The following is a 17,246-nucleotide window of genomic DNA, read 5'->3' as shown; positions in this document are numbered from 1 at the left end:
TTTAAGCGAGGCCGAGGGCCGCGACGGCCATGTCGATCGCCTTGATGCCAATGAAAGGCACGATGATGCCGCCGAGGCCGTAGATCAGCAGGTTGCGCGACAAGAGCGCGCCGGCGCCGATCGGGCGGTAGCGCACGCCCTTTAGGGACAACGGGATCAGCGCGATGATGATGAGCGCGTTGAAGATGATCGCAGAGAGGATGGCGCTCTGCGGGGTCGAAAGCCCCATGATGTTGAGCACGCCGAGCTGCGGATAGAAGGTCAGGAACATCGCCGGGATGATCGCGAAATACTTGGCGATGTCGTTGGCGATCGAAAAGGTCGTCAGCGCGCCGCGCGTCATCAGCAGCTGCTTGCCGATTTCGACGATCTCGATGAGCTTCGTCGGATCCGAGTCGAGGTCGACCATGTTGCCAGCCTCGCGGGCGGCGACCGTGCCGGTGTTCATGGCGACGCCGACATCGGCCTGGGCGAGAGCCGGCGCATCGTTGGTGCCGTCGCCGCACATGGCGACCAGCTTGCCCTTGGCCTGTTCCTCGCGCATCAGCGCCAGCTTCATCTCCGGTGTCGCCTGAGCGAGGAAATCGTCGACCCCGGCCTCGGCGGCGATGGCCGCTGCTGTCAGCGGGTTGTCGCCCGTGATCATCACGGTGCGGATGCCCATGCGGCGCAGCTCCGTGAAGCGCTCGCGGATGCCGCCCTTGACGATGTCCTTCAGCTGGACGATGCCGAGCAGCCGGCCGTCGCGGGCGACGGCGAGCGGCGTGCCGCCCGATTTGGCGACGTCGTCGGCGATCGACTGCAGTTCGCGCACGACCTCGCCGCCATTCTTCGAGGGCGCGTCGCCGGCGACATAGGCGAGCACGGTATCGACCGCGCCCTTACGGATCGAGGCGCCTTCGAGATCGACGCCGCTCATGCGGGTCTGGGCGGTGAATGGCACGAAGGTCGCCTTGAGGCTCGCCATGTCGCGGCCGCGGATCGCATATTTCTCCTTGGCGAGCACGACGATCGAGCGGCCCTCCGGCGTTTCGTCGGCGAGCGAGGCAAGCTGGGCGGCGTCGGCGAGATCCTGTTCGGAAACGCCGCGCACCGGCCGGAAGCTGGTCGCCTGGCGGTTGCCGAGCGTGATCGTGCCCGTCTTATCGAGCAGCAGCGTATCGACGTCGCCGGCGGCTTCGACCGCACGGCCCGACATGGCGAGCACGTTGAAGCGGACGAGGCGGTCCATGCCGGCAATGCCGATCGCCGACAGCAGCGCGCCGATCGTCGTCGGAATGAGCGTGACGAAGAGGGCGACCAGAATGATGATCGGGATCGAGCCGCCGGCATAGATGGCAAAGCTCGGGATCGTCGCGGTGGCGAGCACGAAGATCAGTGTCATGCCGGCGAGCAGGATGTTGAGCGCGATCTCGTTCGGGGTCTTCTGGCGCTGCGCCCCCTCGACCAGCGAGATCATCCGGTCGAGGAAGGTCGAGCCGGCGGCCGCGGTGATGCGCACGCGGATCCAGTCGGACAGCACCTGCGTGCCGCCTGTGACCGCGGAGCGGTCGCCGCCGGATTCGCGGATCACGGGGGCGGATTCGCCGGTGATTGCCGCTTCGTTGACGGAGGCGACACCTTCGATGACCTCGCCGTCCGACGGGATGATGTCGCCGGCTTCGACGAGAACGATGTCGCCGACCTTGAGGCTGGTGCCCGGCACCATGCGATAGTCCGTGCCGTTATTGCCGGTCAGCAGCTTGGCCTGGGTTTCGGTGCGCGCCTTGCGCAATGAATCCGCCTGCGCCTTGCCGCGGCCTTCGGCGACGGCCTCGGCGAAATTGGCGAAGAGCACCGTGAACCAGAGCCAGAGATTGATCTGGAAGGAAAAGCCGAGATTGCCGTTGCCGGCGATGAGGTCGCGCAGGAATAGCACGGTGGTCAGCACGGAAACCGTGGCCACGACAAACATGACCGGATTTCTGGCAAGGGCGCGCGGGTCGAGCTTTTTGAAGGCGGCGCCCACGGCCGGAATGAGGATGCGAGAATCGATGATGCTCGCGGATTTTGCCTGGCTCATAAGAGACTCCAGCTTGAAACAAGGATGGCGAAGGACCCCGGCGATGCAGGGTCGGGCATCGCCTCAGAAGGTTTGCCCGGCGACCGCGACCAGGTGCTCGACGACGGGGCCGAGCGCCAGAGCCGGGAAGAAGGTGAGGCCGCCGACGATCAGGATGGTGCCGACGAGCAGGCCGACGAAAAGCGGGCCGTCGGTCGGGAAGGTGCCTGCCGAGGCCGGAACCGTCTTCTTGGCGATCAGCGAGCCGGCGATGGCGAGCGCGGGGATGATGACTAGGAAGCGGCCGGCGAGCATGCCGATGCCGAGCGTTACATTGTACCAGGGCGTATTGCCGGTCAGGCCGCCGAAAGCCGAGCCGTTATTGGCCGCTGCCGAGGTATAGGCATAGAGGATTTCGGAGAAACCGTGCGGGCCGGCGGTGCCGATCGAGGCGACGGCAGAAGGCAGCACCGTGGCGATCGCGGTGAAGACGAGCATGGCGAGTGGCAGGCAGAGGATGGCGAGAACGGCCATCTTCATTTCCTTCGCCTCGATCTTCTTGCCGAGATATTCCGGTGTGCGGCCGACCATCAGGCCGGCCACGAAGACGGCGACGATGATGAAGAGCAGGATGCCGTAAAAGCCTGCGCCGACACCGCCGACGATGACTTCGCCGAGCTGCATGTTGATGAGCGGGACGAGACCGCCGAGCGCGGTGAACGAGCCGTGCATCGCATTGACCGCGCCGCAGGAGGCGGCCGTGGTGATGACCGCAAACAGCGAGGACAGGGCGACGCCGAAGCGGACCTCCTTGCCTTCCATGTTGCCGCCCTCAAGACCTAAGGCATGCATCAGCGGATTGCCGGCGGCTTCCGCCCAATAGGTGATGGCGACGCCGGCGACGAATAGAATGCCCATCGTGGCGAGGATCGCCCAGCCCTGGCGCTGGTTGCCGACCACGCGGCCGAAGACGTTGGTCAGGGCGGCGCCGATCGCGAAGATCGAAACCATCTGGATGAGGTTGGAGATCGCATCGGGGTTTTCGAACGGATGGGCGGAATTGGCGTTGAAGAAGCCGCCGCCATTGGTGCCGAGCATCTTGATCGCCAGCTGCGAGGCGACGGGTCCGACGGCAATCGTCTGCTGCGCGCCTTCGAGCGTCGTCGCATTGACATAGGGGCCGAGCGTCTGCGGCACGCCGAGATAGACATAGACGAGCGTCAGCATGATCGAGATCGGCAGCAGCACGTAGAGAGTCGCCCTCGTCATATCGACCCAGAAATTGCCGACGGCCTTGCCCGAAGCGCGCGAGAAGGCGCGGATGAAGGCGAGCGCGATGGCAATGCCCGTTGCCGCTGAAACGAAGTTCTGGACGGTGAGGCCGGCCATCTGGGTCAGGTACGACATGGTGCTTTCGCCGCCGTAGTTCTGCCAGTTGGTGTTGCTGACGAAGCTGACGGCGGTGTTGAAGGCTAGCTCAGGCGGGACCGCAGCCATGCCGGCCGAATTGTAGGGAAGACCGGCCTGCAGGCGCTGCAGCGCGTAAAGCGCGACGACGCCGATGAGGTTGAAGAGCAGCATGGCGAAGGCATGGGAGGTCCAATGCTGTTCCTCGCGCTCGCTGGTGCCGGCGATGCGATAGAGCCCTCGTTCGATCGGAACGAGGACCGGTGACAGGAAAGTGCGCTCGCCGCCGAAGACGCGCGTCATATAGGCGCCAAGCGGTTTGACGAGCACGAGGACGATCCCGCAGAAAAGCAGGATCTGAAGCCATCCGTTGAGGGTCATGGAGTTAAACTTTCAATACCCGGCCGCTTGGTAGTCAGAAGCGTTCTGGGCGAAGGAGAGCATAGGTCAGGTAAACGGTGAGAAACACGGTCACGGCACCGCTCAAGACATAATCGAGGGTCATCGTCGTTTCTCCGGCTAGAGCCTGTCGCAGGCTCTGGTATAGGCAAAGCACAGCGCGAAGAATATGATCGCGGTGCCCAGCAGAATGATATCCATCATGATCGTGACTCCTGTTGTTCTTCTGGGAGTCAGACAAGACAAAGGGCGTCATTCCCTTGGAAGGCCGCCTTTCATACTTTCTGGCGCGGAGATGATCTTTCGATCTCTCGGACATCAATATGGAGCCGGAAGGCATAAAGGTTCGAGACGGGCGAGCGGCCGTCAATATAAAAATCTTATAAATGCTTTCAGGAACGAATTAAGGATCGACCCGGAACTGATACTGGCCCTCGGCGCTGTGGCCGTCCATCGAGAGTACGCGCCAATCGAGGGTATAGAGGCCGGGCGCCATGGAGGGATCGAGCGGGACCTTGAAAATGGATCCCTCAGGGCCGGAGAGAAACGGCTTGCCGGTGGGAAGGACCATGCCCTGGGCATCCATGAGGACGGCCGTCGAGCGGGCAAGATCGACCGGGCCGGTGAAGCTAAGCTCGAGATTGGCCGGCACCAGCTTTTCTTCCTGCTCCTGTGGCGGCAGCGATGCTTGTTCCAGCGCCGCAGACGCTTCACTTGCCGCGAAGAGAAGGGATGCGAACAGGCAGAATGACACGATCGACTTCATGATGGTCTTCCTTATCTTGCCGATCTGCATGGTGCCCCGGAGCCTTCATGCTTCCTTAGCGCCATGCCGGCGCATGGCTAATAACGCTGTCGGGCACGATTTCGATCCCTCGCCTCTGCGACAACGCGCATCGGCTGCGGCTGGCGGCTTTGCCAGAGCGCGGCGATCGGCTCCATGAGCCGATGCCAGAGGGCACGGAACGGCCTTGATATCGCCGAGCCGTGAGGATGATTTCTGCCGGAATTCTTGCGCTCGTGCTTCATTTCTCTGGCTGTCCTCGTTGCCGCATATCTCGATTTGATAATGTACTCTCCGGCGGCCCCGGGTGAAATCATACGGAGGTCTTGGACGGTGAATCTTTCGGATTATGGAAAATGGGCATTTCATCAATCATTGAGCAAAAGCTTGATTGGCGCGATTGAATTGCCGCCCCTTCCGGTCTTATAGTCAGGCCAGCGGCGCTCGATGAATCGTGGGCGCCACAGGGAAGGAAACCGATCATGACCAAAGTCCGTGCGCTGGTACTGGAGCGCCAGCATGAGCTTGCGCTTCGCGATATCGATCTGCCTCTGGAAACGGGACCGGGGCAGGTGAAGATCAGGATTCACACCGTCGGCGTCTGCGGCTCGGATGTGCACTACTACACCCACGGCAAGATCGGCCCCTTTATCGTCAACGCGCCGATGGTCCTCGGCCACGAAGCGGCCGGCACAGTGGTCGAGGTCGGGGCTGGCGTGACACATCTGAAGGTCGGCGACCGAGTCTGCATGGAGCCCGGCATTCCCGATCCGAACTCCAAGGCAAGCCGGCTCGGCATGTATAATATCGATCCCGCCGTCACCTTCTGGGCGACGCCGCCGATCCATGGCGTGCTGACGTCGGAGGTCGTGCATCCCGCCAATTATACCTTCAAGCTGCCGGACAATGTCAGCTTTGCCGAAGGCGCGATGGTCGAGCCCTTCGCGGTCGGCATGCAGGCGGCGGCCAAGGCGAAGATCTCGCCCGGCGACACTGCCATCGTTCTCGGCGCCGGGCCGATCGGTACGATGGTGGCGATCGCTGCGCTCGCCGGCGGCTGCGCCCGCGCGATCGTTGCCGATCTCGCCCAGCCGAAGCTCGATATATCAGCGCAATATCAGGGTGTCATCCCCGTCAACATCCGCGAGAAGAACCTGATCGAGGAAGTCGGCCGGCTGACCGACGGCTGGGGCGCCGACGTGGTTTTCGAATGCTCCGGCTCGCCGAAGGCATGGGAGACAATCATGGCGCTGCCGCGCCCGGGCGGCGTCATCGTTGCCGTCGGCCTGCCGGTCAACCCTGTTGGTTTCGACGTCTCGACCGCGACCACCAAGGAGATCCGCATCGAAACCGTGTTCCGTTATGCCCACCAGTATGAGCGCTCGATCGCTCTCCTGGCGTCGGGCCGCGTCGATCTGAAGCCGCTGATATCGGAGACCTTCAAATTCGAAGATTCGATCAAGGCTTTCGATCGCGCCGTCGAGGCGCGGCCGAGCGACGTGAAGCTGCAGATCGTGATGGAGTAGGGCGCCCAGTCTTTATAAGTGGCCGGCGCTCGGTTTCATCTTGCGGAAGACAAGGACCGCAGCCGCGACGAAAGCCGCGGCCGCGACCGCGATCAGCAGATGGCGGTGAAGCGGAAGGTGGCCCAATGTCTGCTGGATGCCGTGCCCGAACAAATAGCCGAGCGCGGTGAAAAGCTGTCCCCACACCAGCGCGGCCAGGGCATTCAGAACGACGAATTTTCCGGTCGATATCCGCGTGGTGCCGATGACGACAGGGCTGATGGTCCGCAAGCCCACCAAAAAACGAAAGGCCAGGATGAAGCCGGTCGGGTATTTTTCCAGAAGCCTGGTTGCGCGGGCGAGCGCCGGCTTTTCCATCAGCCGGCGGACGAGGGGCCATCGCGCGGCGTAGCGGCCGGCGAAGAACCAGAACTGATCGCCGGCGAAGGAGCCTGCGGTGGCCGCAAGCGACGCCGACCAATAGGTCAGCAGGTCGCGGTGAGCGACCACGCCGCCGAGAAAGGCGGCCGTTTCGCCTTCGAAGGCTGCGCCCAGGAAGATTGCCAGCAGGCCGTAATTCTCGATCAGCGCTTCGATAGACATGCCCGCCTCCAGTCGTTCCCGAGATCAGGTCACGGCTGAACCGGCTTCAAATCCCCAAGCAGCGTCGGGATCAGTTCCGACACCGTCGGATGGATCGGCACCGACCATTGCAGCGTCGGATAGGTCGTTCCCGCATTCATCGCATCAATGAAGCCGTGGATCGCCTCGTCGCCCTCGATGCCCAGGATTGCCGCGCCGAGGATTTCCTTGGTCTCGGCGTCGGCGACCACCTTCATGAAGCCCTTGGTCTCGCCGCGTTCGTTGGCGCGGCCGACGCGGCTCATCGGCCGGGTCGAGACCATGATCCTTCGCCCCGAGGCGCGCGCCTGCTTCTCCGTCATGCCGACGCGGCCGAGCGGCGGATCGATATAGAGCGCATAGGCCGGGATGCGGCTCGAGACCCTGCGGTCCTCGCCGTCGATGAGGTTGGCGGCGGCGATCTCGTAATCATTGTAGGAGGTATGGGTGAAGGCGCCGTGGCCGTTGCAGTCGCCCAGCGCCCAGATGCCATCGACATTGGTGGCGAGCCGGTCGTCGACCTTGATATAGCCGCGTTCATCGGTGGCGACGCCGGCGGCATCGAGGCCGAGATCATCGGTGTTCGGTTTCCTGCCGGTGGCGATCAGCACATGGCTCGCATCGATCTTTGCAGCGCCGGCGGTGACACTGACGCCGCTGCCGTTTCTGGCGAAGGCGATGTTGCCGGCATTGGTGTGGACGGCAATGCCCTCGGCCTGCAGAATATCGGCGATCGCATCCGATACATCCTCGTCCTCGCGCGATGCCAACTTCGGCCCGTGCTCGACGACGCTGACCTCGGCGCCGAAGCGGCGATACATCTGCGCGAATTCCAGCCCGATATAGCTGCCGCCGATCACGACGAGATGCCTCGGCAGCGTGTCGAGCCCTATGATCGAGGTGCTGGTGAGGTAATCGATATCGTCGATACCAGGCAGAGCGGGGATGACAGGCCGGGCGCCGACATTGAGGAAGATGCGCGGCGCAGTCAGCGTCTCGCCATTGACGCTGACGGTCTTCGCGCCTTCGAAACGGGCATGGCCTGAGATCACGGACATGCCGTCCATGCCGCCCAGCCAGCCGATCAGACCGTTGCGGGCGTTCATGGTCACGGTCTCGGCGCGGGCCCTGACCACCTTCATGTCGATGGCGACCTCGCCCGGGATCTTCACGCCGTAGGCGGCGCCGGTCCGGGCGACATGGGCTGCCCGGGCGCTGGCGACCAGCGTTTTTGTCGGCATGCAGCCGGCATTGACGCAGGTGCCGCCGATGTACTTGCGCTCGATGAGCGCCACCTTCATGCCTTTCTCGACCATGCGGGCGGCAAGCGACGGGCCGGCCTGGCCGGCGCCGATGACAATGGCGTCGAAGCTTTTCATGCGACGGCCCCCACGATCAGCACCGCGCCGATGACGGCGACGGCATCCTCGATGAGAGCGGCCGGCAGATCCTTGCCGAAGGAGGCGGCAAGTCTGCCGCGCACGGCGGCCCCGCCATAGGTGCCGATGACGGCGCCGATCACGCCGGCAATCAGCCCGCCCGAGAGCAGGCTGCTGGCCGCGCCGATCGTCGCCCCGGAAAGCGCGCCCATGATGATGCGGGCGCCGAACTGCACCGGCACCTTGCGCGACGGCGTGGACGGCAGCTGGTCGGTGATGAATTCGACGACGGCGAGGATAGTGAAGACCCACGGCGTCCACTGATAACCCATGAAGGCAAGCGGCGTTTGCGAGACATCGAACCAGCCGAGCGCCGCACCCCAGGCGACGGCGGCCGGCGCCGTCATGGCGCGAAGGCCTGCGATGACACCGATCAGCAATGCAAGAAGCAGAAACATGCATGATCCCTCTCTTTGCCGGCTTTGTGCCGCGAGAGGGAAGGTTGCACATTGTCAGGCACGTGGCAATTCGCCTTGCCCGGCGGGCCGGTTAGTTGGCAAAGGCGGCGATGCCGGTGATGGCGCGGCCGATGATCAGCGCGTGGATGTCGTGCGTACCCTCATAGGTGTTGACCACTTCGAGGTTGACGAGATGGCGGGCGATGCCGAATTCGTCGGAGATGCCGTTGCCGCCGAGCATGTCGCGGGCCGCACGCGCGATCTCCAGCGCCTTGCCACAGCTGTTGCGTTTTAGAATAGAGGTCAGCTCCACCGGCGGATGGCCTTCCTCCTTCATGCGGCCGAGCCGCAGGCAGCCCTGCAGGCCGAGCGAGATTTCCGCCGCCATGTCGGCGAGCTTCTTCTGGATCAGCTGATTGGCGGCGAGCGGCCGGCCGAACTGCTTGCGCTCGAGCGTATATTGCCGCGCCCTGGCATAGCAATCCTCGGCAGCGCCGAGCGCGCCCCAGCCAATGCCGAAGCGGGCCGAGTTGAGGCAGGTGAAAGGCCCCTTGAGGCCGGTGACGCCGGGCAGCAGGTTTTCCTCGGGCACGAATACCCCGTCCATCACCACTTCGCCTGTGATCGAGGCGCGCAAGCCCACCTTGCCGTGGATGGCGGGAGCCGAAAGGCCCTTCCAGCCCTTTTCGAGAATGAAGCCGCGGATGACGCCGTCCTCGGTCTTTGCCCAGACGACGAAGACATCGGCGATCGGCGCGTTCGATATCCAGGTCTTCGAACCGGTGAGGCTGTAGCCGCCATCGACCTTCTTGGCGCGCGTCGCCATCGAGCCGGGGTCGGAGCCGTGGTCGGGCTCGGTCAGGCCGAAGCAGCCGATCCATTCGCCGCTCGCAAGCTTCGGCAGATATTTCAGCTTCTGCGCCTCGGACCCGAAAGCGTCGATCGGCAGCATGACGAGCGAGGACTGCACGCTCATCATCGAGCGGTAGCCGCTGTCGATCCGTTCGACTTCGCGGGCGATCAGGCCATAGGCGACATAGCCGAGGCCGGCGCCGCCGTAATCGGGCGAGATCGTCGGGCCGAGCAGGCCGAGTGCGCCCATTTCGCGGAAGATTTCAGGATCGGTCTTTTCATTGCGGAAGGCGTCGAGAACCCGGGGCGCGAGCTTCTCCTGCGCGTAGGAATGGGCGGTCGCCTGCACCATACGCTCTTCGTCGGTCAGCTGCTCCGCCAGCCGGAAGGGGTCGGTCCAGTCGAAAACCTCGCGCGTATGCTGCATGGCGGCGTCTCCTCACCCTTGCATTCAGGCTTGCCTCGTCAGGTTCGGGATAGACCTGACAGCCGATCGCGTCAACCGAGGGCGATCCGGCGAAAAGACGGCCGCTTCATCTTTTCAAACGCGGCGGCATGATCCACTTTGCGCCCGTTCGATTCTGCAAAGAGGAGGCGGAAATGTCGTCAAGCGATCTGTTCGTATCGGCCGAAGGCGCCGAGTGGGTCAATCCCGAGCCCGGCGTCACCAGGCGCATCATGACCTATCTGCCCGAGATGATGATGGTGGAAGTGGCTTTCGAAAGCGGCGCCGTCGGTGCTGCCCATTCGCATCCGCACATCCAGGCAAGTTATGTGGCGGAAGGCAGCTTTGAAGTGACGATCGACGGCCGGACCGAGGTGCTCCGCCAGGGCGGCAGCTTCATCGTGCCCCCCAATCTCATCCACGGCGTCAAGGCGCTGGAAAAGGGCCGGCTGATCGATACGTTCACGCCGCACCGGGCCGAGTTCCTCAAATAGCCGGATTTCGGCCTCCGGCCGCTGGGCCGGCGGCCGTGACATAGGGCGGCATGAAACGGGCATCCTCGCCGCGGACCGCCTCGCGCAGGAAGTCGATGACGGCGCGCACGCGCGGCGCTTGTTTCAGGTCTCGGTGGCAGGTGATCCAGTAATGCCGCTTGAGGTCGATCTCATCGGGCAGCACGCGCACCAACTCGGGATAACGGCTGGCGAAGAAATAGGGCAGGATGCAGAGGCCGAGACCGTTCCGGGTGGCGGTGAGCTGCGCGAAGATGCTGGAACTCTGGAACTGCGGCTTGATACGCGGATGCACATCGCTCAAGTAATCCAGACCCGGCGCGAAGATCATCTCCTCGATATAGCTGACGAAGGGATGGCCGAGCAGGTCCTCGCGGCAGGTGATCTCAGGCGCTTTTGCGAGATAGTCGCGCGAACCGTAGATCTGCAGGTGGTAGTCGGTCAGCTTCTCGGCGAAATAGGGTCCGCCCTTCGGTTCGTCGAGCACGACGGAAAGATCGGCCTCCTTGCGCGATAGCGACATGATCTGCTGGATCGTCACCAGCTCCAGCGACAGATGCGGATGCTGGGCAGCAAAGCGCGGCAGCACGCTCGCAAAGAAGAAGTTGGCAAAACCCTCCGGCGCGCTGAGCCGCACGAGCCCGCGCTGCGCCATCGAGCCGTCGGCAAGATCGGCGCGCAGCCGCTCGGTCTCCTGCTCCATCCGCTCGGCCGTCTCGATGAAACGCGTACCCATGGCGGTCAGCACGTAGCCGCGCGGATTGCGCTCGAAGAGCTTGACCTTGAGGGCAAATTCCAGCCGGTCGATGCGGCGCGAAACGGTGGCGTGGCTGGAGCGCAGCTGGCGGGCGGCCGTCGAAAGCTGTCCGGTGCGGGCGACGGCTAGAAAAAACTGAAGATCGTCCCAAGTAAACTGCGGTGGATTGTTCATCGCGATCCCTGTCTGTTCAAAAACGAACAGATACTGTTTGGAATTAGTTGTAAACCACCCGTTGCTTCAAGGCGGAATTTCCTTGATCGTAAGCTGAGGGTTGGCCGCTCTGAGGAGTGCGGCTGGCCAAATCTGAACAGATCCGTAAGCTGGCTCATCTCTGGGAGGAGAGAATATGCGAAAGAATCTCATTGCATCGGTTGCATTTCTGCTTGCAAGCAGCACGGCGGTGTTTGCGCAGAGCGCGACCGACGGCAAGGTCAAGATCGGCATTCTCAACGATCAGTCGGGTGTCTATGCCGACTTCGGCGGCAAGTCCTCCGTCGAAGCCGCCAAGATGGCGGTCGAGGATTTCGGCGGCAAGGTGCTCGACGTTCCGGTCGAGATCGTCGATGCCGACCACCAGAACAAGCCGGATATCGCCTCCAACATCGCCCGCCAGTGGTATGACACCGAGCAGGTCGATGCGATCATGGAACTGACGACCTCGTCGGTGGCCCTCGCCGTGCAGGCGATCGGCAAGGAAAAGAAGAAGATCGACATCGTCACCGGTGCCGCGACGACCGATCTGACCGGCAAGGCCTGCTCGCCCTACGGCTTCCATTGGGCTTACGACACACATGCTCTGGCCGTCGGCACCGGCGGGGCGCTCGTCAAGCAGGGCGGCGACAGCTGGTTCTTCCTGACCGCCGACTATGCATTCGGCTACTCCCTGGAACAGCAGACCAGCGATTACGTCAAGTCGAGCGGCGGCACGGTCGTCGGCTCGGTTCGCCATCCGCTGTCGACGCAGGATTTCTCGTCCTTCCTGCTGCAGGCGCAATCCTCGGGCGCCAAGGTGATCGGCCTTGCCAATGCCGGTCTCGACACCTCGAACGCCATCAAGCAGGCGGCCGAATTCGGCATCACCCAGGGCGGCCAGCATCTGGCAGCGCTGCTCTTCACGCTGGCCGAAGTCCATGGACTCGGCCTCGAAGCGGCTCAAGGGCTGACGCTGACGGAAGGCTATTACTGGAACCGCGACGACGAGAGCCGCGCTTTCGCCAAGAAATTCTTCGACCGCACTGGCAAGATGCCGAACATGATCCACGCCGGCACCTATTCGGCCGTGCTGCAATATCTGAAGGCGGTGCAGAAGGCCGGCACGGACGAAACGGAGGCGGTCGCCAAGCAGCTGCATGAAATGCCGGTCGACGACGTCTTCGGCCGCGGCGGCACGGTTGGCGCCAATGGCCGGATGATCCACGACATGTATCTGCTGCAGGTCAAAAAACCTTCCGACAGCAAGGAGCCGTGGGATTACTTCAATGTGCTCGCCACCATTCCCGGCAAAGAAGCCTATATCGATCCCGCCAAGAGCGGCTGCGATCTGGTGAAGTAAGCAAATGGCGGTTTCCGCGATTAAACCTCAGGTAAAGCCGCGGGTGGTCCTGTCCGCCCGCGGCCTGCGCCGCGATTTCGGCGGCTTCACGGCCGTCAAGAACGTCGATCTCGACGTGCATGATGCGAGCGTCCATGCGCTGATCGGCCCGAACGGCGCCGGCAAGACGACGGTCTTCAACCTGCTGACGAAGTTCCTGCAGCCGACGGCGGGCACGATCACCCTGATGGGAACCGACATCACCGGAACCGCACCCGACCGGGTGGCGCGCATGGGGCTGGTGCGCTCGTTCCAGATCTCGGCGGTCTTCCCGCACCTCTCCGTTCTCGACAATGTGCGCGTGGCGCTGCAGCGCCCGAACAATCTCTCCACCCAATTCTGGCGGCCGCTGTCGGCGCTCGACCGGCTGAACGAACGCGCCGAGCAGCTGCTTGCCAGCGTCGGGCTGTCCAAGGAGCGCGATCATATCGCCGCCGACCTTTCCTACGGCCGCAAGCGCGTGCTGGAGATCGCCACGACGCTGGCGCTGGACCCGAAGGTGCTGCTTCTCGACGAACCGATGGCCGGCATGGGCCATGAGGATGTCGGCGTCGTCTCGTCGATCATCCGCGACGTCGCCCGCGACCGGGCAGTTCTGATGGTCGAGCACAATCTCTCCGTCGTCGCCAATATCTGCCAGCATGTCACCGTCCTGCAGCGCGGCGAGATCCTCGCCGAGGGCGATTATGCCACCGTCAGCCAGGACGAGCGCGTGCGCGAGGCCTATATGGGCACGGAGGAGCATTGATGGCCGCCCTCCTCGAAGTTCAGGGCCTCAACGCCTGGTATGGCGAAAGCCACATATTGCATGGAGTCGACATGCATGTCGGCGAAGGTGAGACGATCACCATTCTCGGCCGCAACGGCGTCGGCAAGACGACGACGCTTCGCACCATCACCGGCATCGTGCGCGCTCGCAAGGGCAGGATCAGCTTCGCCGGCAGCGACATGCTCCAGGTGCCGCTGCACAAGACGGCGCATCGCGGCATCGGCTTCGTGCCGGAGGAGCGCGGCATCTTTTCGACGCTCACCGTGTCGGAAAACCTGCTGCTGCCGCCCGTGGTGGCGGATGGCGGCATGACGCTCGATGAGATCTACGAGCTTTTTCCCAATCTCTACGAACGCCGCGGCAGCCCCGGCACCAAGCTTTCCGGCGGCGAGCAGCAGATGCTAGCGATCGCCCGCATCCTGCGCACCGGCGTCAGGCTGCTCATTCTCGACGAACCGACGGAAGGGCTTGCCCCCGTTATCGTCCAGCGGATAGGCGATGTGCTGAAGAAACTCAAGGAGCGCGGCATGACGATCCTGCTCGTCGAGCAGAACTTCCGTTTCGCCAGCCGTATTGCCGATCGCTTCTATCTGATGGATCATGGGCAGATGGTGTCGGAATTCCCGGTCGGCGAACTGCCGCAGCGCATGGATACGCTGCACAAGGTTCTGGGAGTTTAAGTATGGTTGTGACCATCAGATATGCTTCCGGGATATCGGATCTCAACATCTCCTCCCTCATCCCTGTGCTTGTCACAGGGATCCAGCAGCGCCGCGTCTGCGGCGCGGAGGAGTCATTCCGGCCCAAGGACTTGGGCCGGCTGGATTCCTGTGACGAGCACAGGAATGAGGGTGGTAGAAATGGTGGCTCCATAGGCGGAGCCGATCTCTTCCAGAGGAGGATGCCATGACGATGATCTTCGGCATTCCCCTGCAGGCGCTGCTCGGCCAGCTCTTGATCGGCCTGATCAACGGCTCCTTCTATGCGCTGCTGAGCCTCGGCCTCGCCATCATTTTCGGCCTGCTCAGGGTGATCAACTTCGCCCATGGCGCACAATATATGCTCGGCGCTTTTGCCGCCTATCTGCTCTTGACCTATGCCGGCATCGGCTACTGGCCGTCGCTGATCCTGGCGCCCGTCATCGTCGGTCTTGCCGGCGCGGTCATCGAGCGGCTGTTTCTGCGCCAGCTCTACGATCTCGATCCGCTCTACGGCCTGCTCTTCACCTTCGGGCTGGCGCTCGCCGTCGAAGGCACCTTCCGCTATCTCTACGGCTCGTCCGGCCAGCCCTATGCAACGCCGCCCGCCCTTGCCGGCGGGGCCAATCTCGGCTTCATGTTCCTGCCGATCTACCGCGGCTGGGTGGTCATCGTCTCGCTCGTCGTCTGCCTCGGCACATGGCTGCTGATCGAGAAGACCAAGCTCGGCGCCTATCTCAGGGCCGCCACGGAGAATGCCGTGCTGGTGCAGGTCTTCGGCGTCAACGTGCCGATGCTCCTGACCTTCACCTATGCGCTCGGCGCCGGCCTCGCGGCCTTTGCCGGCGTGCTGGCCGCGCCGATCTACCAGGTCTCGCCGCTGATGGGCTCGAACATGATCATCGTCGTCTTCGCCGTGGTCGTGGTTGGCGGCATGGGGTCGATCATGGGCGCGATCGTGACCGGTTATGTGCTCGGCATCGCCGAGGGCCTGACCAAGGTCTTCTATCCCGAAGCCTCCAACACCGTGATCTTCGTCATCATGGCGATCGTGCTTCTCATCAGGCCCGCGGGCCTCTTCGGCCGGGATGCTTGACATGGCTGACATCACCGAAACCATCCGAACGGAAAAAAGCCGGACCGCCTTTTCAGTGCAGGCGGGCTTCCTGCTTGCGGGGCTGGTGTTCCTGCTGCTGGCGCCGTTCTTTTTCTATCCGATCTTCCTGATGAAGCTGCTCTGCTTCGCTCTCTTTGCCTGTGCCTTCAATCTGCTGCTCGGCTATACCGGCCTGCTTTCCTTCGGCCATGCCACCTTCTTCGGGGGTGCGGCCTATTTCACCGCCTATACGGTGAAATCATGGGGGCTGCCGCCGGAACTCGGCATCCTGGTCGGCGTGGCGGGCGCGGCATTCCTCGGGCTGGTCATGGGCTTCTTCGCCATCCGCCGCCAGGGCATCTATTTCGCGATGATCACGCTGGCCTTGTCGCAGATGTTCTTTTTCTTCTGCCTGCAGGCGAAGTTCACCGAAGGCGAGGACGGCATCCAGTCGGTGCCGCGCGGCCATCTCTTCGGCTTCATCGACCTCAGCAACTCGACCAACATGTATTATTTCGTGCTGGCGGTCTTCCTCGTCGGCATCCTAATCATCTGGCGTTTCATCAATTCGCCGTTCGGCATGATCCTGAAATCGATCCGTGAAAACGAGAACCGCGCCACCTCGCTCGGCTACTCCGTGGCGCGCTACAAGCTCGGCGCCTTCGTCATGTCGGCAGCGCTTGCGGGGTTGGCGGGCGCGATGAAATCGCTCGTCTTCCAGTTCGCGACGCTCACCGACGTCGCCTGGCAGATGTCGGGCGAGGTGATCCTGATGACGCTGCTCGGCGGCATCGGCACGCTGGTCGGGCCGCTCTTCGGCGCGGGGCTCGTCGTGGCGCTGCAAAATTATCTCGCCACGTCGGAATTCCCGGTGACGATCATCACCGGCGTCGTCTTCATGATCTGCGTGCTGATTTTCCGCCGCGGCATCATCGGCGAATTCTACGCTTCGCGGCTCGGGCGGAAACTGGGCTTCGTCTATCGCCGCTGAACGGGCGGACCTCTCTTTCCAGGGACGATTTCCTTCCCGGCAAAGAGATTGGCGGCGGCAATGCGACTCTCCCTCTCCCCGTCCCGCGGGGAGAGGGAAGCGGGAGGCATCTGGGGCTTCGTGCAGGGCACATGGATCGTTACGACTACATCATCATCGGGGCAGGCAGCGCCGGCTGCGTGCTTGCCAACCGGCTTTCCGCCGACGGCAGGAGCAGGGTGCTGCTGCTCGAAGCCGGCGGCAAAGACAATTACCACTGGATCCATATCCCGGTCGGTTATCTCTACTGCATCAACAATCCGCGCACCGACTGGTGCTTCACCACCGCGCCGGAAGCGGGATTGAACGGCCGGGCGCTGAGCTATCCGCGCGGCAAGGTGCTCGGCGGCTGCTCGTCGATCAACGGCATGATCTACATGCGCGGCCAGGCGCGCGACTATGATCTCTGGCGGCAGATGGGCTGCACCGGCTGGGGCTGGGACGATGTTCTGCCGTTCTTTCGCAAGTCCGAGGATTTCTATCGCGGCGAAGACGCGATGCATGGCGCCGGCGGCGAATGGCGCATCGAGAAGGCGCGCGTGCGCTGGGCCGTGCTCGACGCCTTCCAGCAGGCGGCGAAGGAAGCAGGCATTCCGGAGACGGCGGATTTCAACCGCGGCAGCAACGAAGGTTCCGGCTATTTCGACGTCAACCAGCGTTCGGGCATTCGCTGGAACACCTCCAAGGCCTTCCTGCGCCCGGCGATGAGACGCCGCAATCTGACGGTTCTGATCAAGGCGCAGGTCCGGCGGCTGCTGGTGGAAGAAGGAGCCGTCGCCGGCGTCGAGTTCCAGCATAATGGCGTGGCCAAACGCGCCTATGCTGCCCGGGAAACCGTCCTGTCCGCCGGTGCGATCGGTTCGCCGCACATCCTTGAGCTCTCAGGCATCGGCAAAGGC

At 63.2% G+C, this 17,246-nt stretch carries 18 protein-coding genes; 9 read left to right on the top strand and 9 right to left on the bottom strand.

Annotated features, from left to right (window positions below):
- Position 1: 1 nt before the first annotated feature.
- From kdpB to ATY77_RS27570, 4 genes are all read right to left on the bottom strand, one after another.
- Complete coding sequence (gene kdpB / locus ATY77_RS27590) at positions 2–2,062, bottom strand: potassium-transporting ATPase subunit KdpB (protein ID WP_088689692.1); 2,061 nt, start codon at positions 2,060–2,062, stop codon at positions 2–4.
- Between the two features lie 63 nt (positions 2,063–2,125).
- The gene (gene kdpA / locus ATY77_RS27585) at positions 2,126–3,829 is read right to left on the bottom strand and encodes a potassium-transporting ATPase subunit KdpA (RefSeq protein ID WP_088689691.1); all 1,704 of its coding nucleotides are present in this window, start codon (positions 3,827–3,829) and stop codon (positions 2,126–2,128) included.
- A 34-nt stretch (positions 3,830–3,863) separates the two neighbouring features.
- A complete protein-coding gene (locus tag ATY77_RS27580) occupies positions 3,864–3,953 on the bottom strand; it encodes a K(+)-transporting ATPase subunit F (protein WP_003547774.1) in 90 nt (29 codons plus the stop codon).
- Positions 3,954–4,250: 297 nt separating this feature from the next.
- The gene (locus ATY77_RS27570) at positions 4,251–4,613 is read right to left on the bottom strand and encodes a copper resistance protein CopC (RefSeq protein ID WP_088689974.1); all 363 of its coding nucleotides are present in this window, start codon (positions 4,611–4,613) and stop codon (positions 4,251–4,253) included.
- Positions 4,614–5,113: 500 nt separating this feature from the next.
- Here ATY77_RS27570 and ATY77_RS27560 point away from each other — a divergent pair, with 500 nt between their 5' ends.
- Positions 5,114–6,157, top strand: coding sequence for an NAD(P)-dependent alcohol dehydrogenase (locus ATY77_RS27560; RefSeq protein ID WP_088689689.1), 1,044 nt, complete (start codon positions 5,114–5,116; stop codon positions 6,155–6,157).
- 12 nt (positions 6,158–6,169) lie between these two features.
- On the opposite strand, the gene ATY77_RS27555 is transcribed toward ATY77_RS27560, so the two are convergent.
- The 4 genes from ATY77_RS27555 to ATY77_RS27540 form a co-directional block, all read right to left on the bottom strand.
- The gene (locus ATY77_RS27555) at positions 6,170–6,739 is read right to left on the bottom strand and encodes a DedA family protein (protein WP_088689688.1); all 570 of its coding nucleotides are present in this window, start codon (positions 6,737–6,739) and stop codon (positions 6,170–6,172) included.
- A gap of 29 nt (positions 6,740–6,768) precedes the next feature.
- Complete coding sequence (locus ATY77_RS27550; protein ID WP_088689687.1) at positions 6,769–8,136, bottom strand: FAD-containing oxidoreductase; 1,368 nt, start codon at positions 8,134–8,136, stop codon at positions 6,769–6,771.
- Entirely contained in the window at positions 8,133–8,594 is a 462-nt protein-coding gene (locus tag ATY77_RS27545) for a DUF4126 family protein (protein ID WP_088674644.1), read from the bottom strand. Before ATY77_RS27545 ends, ATY77_RS27550 begins: the two co-directional genes overlap by 4 nt.
- Before the next feature lie 91 nt (positions 8,595–8,685).
- Positions 8,686–9,873 (bottom strand): acyl-CoA dehydrogenase, encoded by a 1,188-nt coding sequence (locus ATY77_RS27540; protein WP_088689686.1) that lies wholly within the window; start codon positions 9,871–9,873, stop codon positions 8,686–8,688.
- Between the two features lie 173 nt (positions 9,874–10,046).
- Here ATY77_RS27540 and ATY77_RS27535 point away from each other — a divergent pair, with 173 nt between their 5' ends.
- Positions 10,047–10,385 (top strand): cupin domain-containing protein, encoded by a 339-nt coding sequence (locus ATY77_RS27535; RefSeq protein ID WP_088689973.1) that lies wholly within the window; start codon positions 10,047–10,049, stop codon positions 10,383–10,385.
- On the opposite strand, the gene ATY77_RS27530 is transcribed toward ATY77_RS27535, so the two are convergent.
- Positions 10,378–11,334: a LysR family transcriptional regulator gene (locus ATY77_RS27530; RefSeq protein WP_088689685.1), complete on the bottom strand. Its 957-nt coding sequence runs from the start codon at positions 11,332–11,334 to the stop codon at positions 10,378–10,380. The two genes, ATY77_RS27535 and ATY77_RS27530, sit on opposite strands and share 8 nt — an antisense overlap.
- Positions 11,335–11,509: 175 nt before the next feature.
- On the opposite strand from ATY77_RS27530, the gene ATY77_RS27525 reads away from it, so the two are divergent.
- From ATY77_RS27525 to ATY77_RS27500, 7 genes are all read left to right on the top strand, one after another.
- Positions 11,510–12,715 (top strand): ABC transporter substrate-binding protein, encoded by a 1,206-nt coding sequence (locus ATY77_RS27525; protein ID WP_088689684.1) that lies wholly within the window; start codon positions 11,510–11,512, stop codon positions 12,713–12,715.
- A 4-nt stretch (positions 12,716–12,719) separates the two neighbouring features.
- Positions 12,720–13,502, top strand: coding sequence for an ABC transporter ATP-binding protein (locus ATY77_RS27520; protein WP_088689683.1), 783 nt, complete (start codon positions 12,720–12,722; stop codon positions 13,500–13,502).
- Positions 13,502–14,203 (top strand): ABC transporter ATP-binding protein, encoded by a 702-nt coding sequence (locus tag ATY77_RS27515; RefSeq protein WP_088689682.1) that lies wholly within the window; start codon positions 13,502–13,504, stop codon positions 14,201–14,203. The genes ATY77_RS27520 and ATY77_RS27515 overlap by 1 nt, the downstream gene beginning before the upstream one ends.
- Positions 14,204–14,205: 2 nt before the next feature.
- On the top strand, positions 14,206–14,433 hold the full coding sequence (locus tag ATY77_RS32995) for a hypothetical protein (protein WP_190237704.1): 228 nt from the start codon (positions 14,206–14,208) through the stop codon (positions 14,431–14,433).
- Positions 14,430–15,317, top strand: coding sequence for a branched-chain amino acid ABC transporter permease (locus ATY77_RS27510; protein ID WP_088689681.1), 888 nt, complete (start codon positions 14,430–14,432; stop codon positions 15,315–15,317). The genes ATY77_RS32995 and ATY77_RS27510 overlap by 4 nt, the downstream gene beginning before the upstream one ends.
- Position 15,318: 1 nt before the next feature.
- On the top strand, positions 15,319–16,308 hold the full coding sequence (locus tag ATY77_RS27505; RefSeq protein ID WP_088689680.1) for a branched-chain amino acid ABC transporter permease: 990 nt from the start codon (positions 15,319–15,321) through the stop codon (positions 16,306–16,308).
- Positions 16,309–16,439: 131 nt separating this feature from the next.
- On the top strand, positions 16,440–17,246 hold an 807-nt coding region (locus ATY77_RS27500), incomplete at its 3' end, for a GMC family oxidoreductase N-terminal domain-containing protein (RefSeq protein WP_141103971.1).

The organism is Rhizobium sp. R634 (assembly GCF_002211305.1).
Lineage (GTDB): Bacteria > Pseudomonadota > Alphaproteobacteria > Rhizobiales > Rhizobiaceae > Rhizobium.
The sequence above is the reverse complement of the archived record's forward strand: the minus strand, read 5'-3'. Positions and strand labels throughout refer to the sequence as shown.

Bases quoted from the DNA above. Each gene is read 5' to 3' on its own strand.
- kdpB (WP_088689692.1), bottom strand. From the start codon at position 2,062: ATGAGCCAGGCAAAATCCGCGAGCATCATCGATTCTCGCATCCTCATT.
- kdpA (WP_088689691.1), bottom strand. From the start codon at position 3,829: ATGACCCTCAACGGATGGCTTCAGATCCTGCTTTTCTGCGGGATCGTC.
- ATY77_RS27580 (WP_003547774.1), bottom strand. From the start codon at position 3,953: ATGACCCTCGATTATGTCTTGAGCGGTGCCGTGACCGTGTTTCTCACC.
- ATY77_RS27570 (WP_088689974.1), bottom strand. From the start codon at position 4,613: ATGAAGTCGATCGTGTCATTCTGCCTGTTCGCATCCCTTCTCTTCGCG.
- ATY77_RS27560 (WP_088689689.1), top strand. From the start codon at position 5,114: ATGACCAAAGTCCGTGCGCTGGTACTGGAGCGCCAGCATGAGCTTGCG.
- ATY77_RS27555 (WP_088689688.1), bottom strand. From the start codon at position 6,739: ATGTCTATCGAAGCGCTGATCGAGAATTACGGCCTGCTGGCAATCTTC.
- ATY77_RS27550 (WP_088689687.1), bottom strand. From the start codon at position 8,136: ATGAAAAGCTTCGACGCCATTGTCATCGGCGCCGGCCAGGCCGGCCCG.
- ATY77_RS27545 (WP_088674644.1), bottom strand. From the start codon at position 8,594: ATGTTTCTGCTTCTTGCATTGCTGATCGGTGTCATCGCAGGCCTTCGC.
- ATY77_RS27540 (WP_088689686.1), bottom strand. From the start codon at position 9,873: ATGCAGCATACGCGCGAGGTTTTCGACTGGACCGACCCCTTCCGGCTG.
- ATY77_RS27535 (WP_088689973.1), top strand. From the start codon at position 10,047: ATGTCGTCAAGCGATCTGTTCGTATCGGCCGAAGGCGCCGAGTGGGTC.
- ATY77_RS27530 (WP_088689685.1), bottom strand. From the start codon at position 11,334: ATGAACAATCCACCGCAGTTTACTTGGGACGATCTTCAGTTTTTTCTA.
- ATY77_RS27525 (WP_088689684.1), top strand. From the start codon at position 11,510: ATGCGAAAGAATCTCATTGCATCGGTTGCATTTCTGCTTGCAAGCAGC.
- ATY77_RS27520 (WP_088689683.1), top strand. From the start codon at position 12,720: ATGGCGGTTTCCGCGATTAAACCTCAGGTAAAGCCGCGGGTGGTCCTG.
- ATY77_RS27515 (WP_088689682.1), top strand. From the start codon at position 13,502: ATGGCCGCCCTCCTCGAAGTTCAGGGCCTCAACGCCTGGTATGGCGAA.
- ATY77_RS32995 (WP_190237704.1), top strand. From the start codon at position 14,206: ATGGTTGTGACCATCAGATATGCTTCCGGGATATCGGATCTCAACATC.
- ATY77_RS27510 (WP_088689681.1), top strand. From the start codon at position 14,430: ATGACGATGATCTTCGGCATTCCCCTGCAGGCGCTGCTCGGCCAGCTC.
- ATY77_RS27505 (WP_088689680.1), top strand. From the start codon at position 15,319: ATGGCTGACATCACCGAAACCATCCGAACGGAAAAAAGCCGGACCGCC.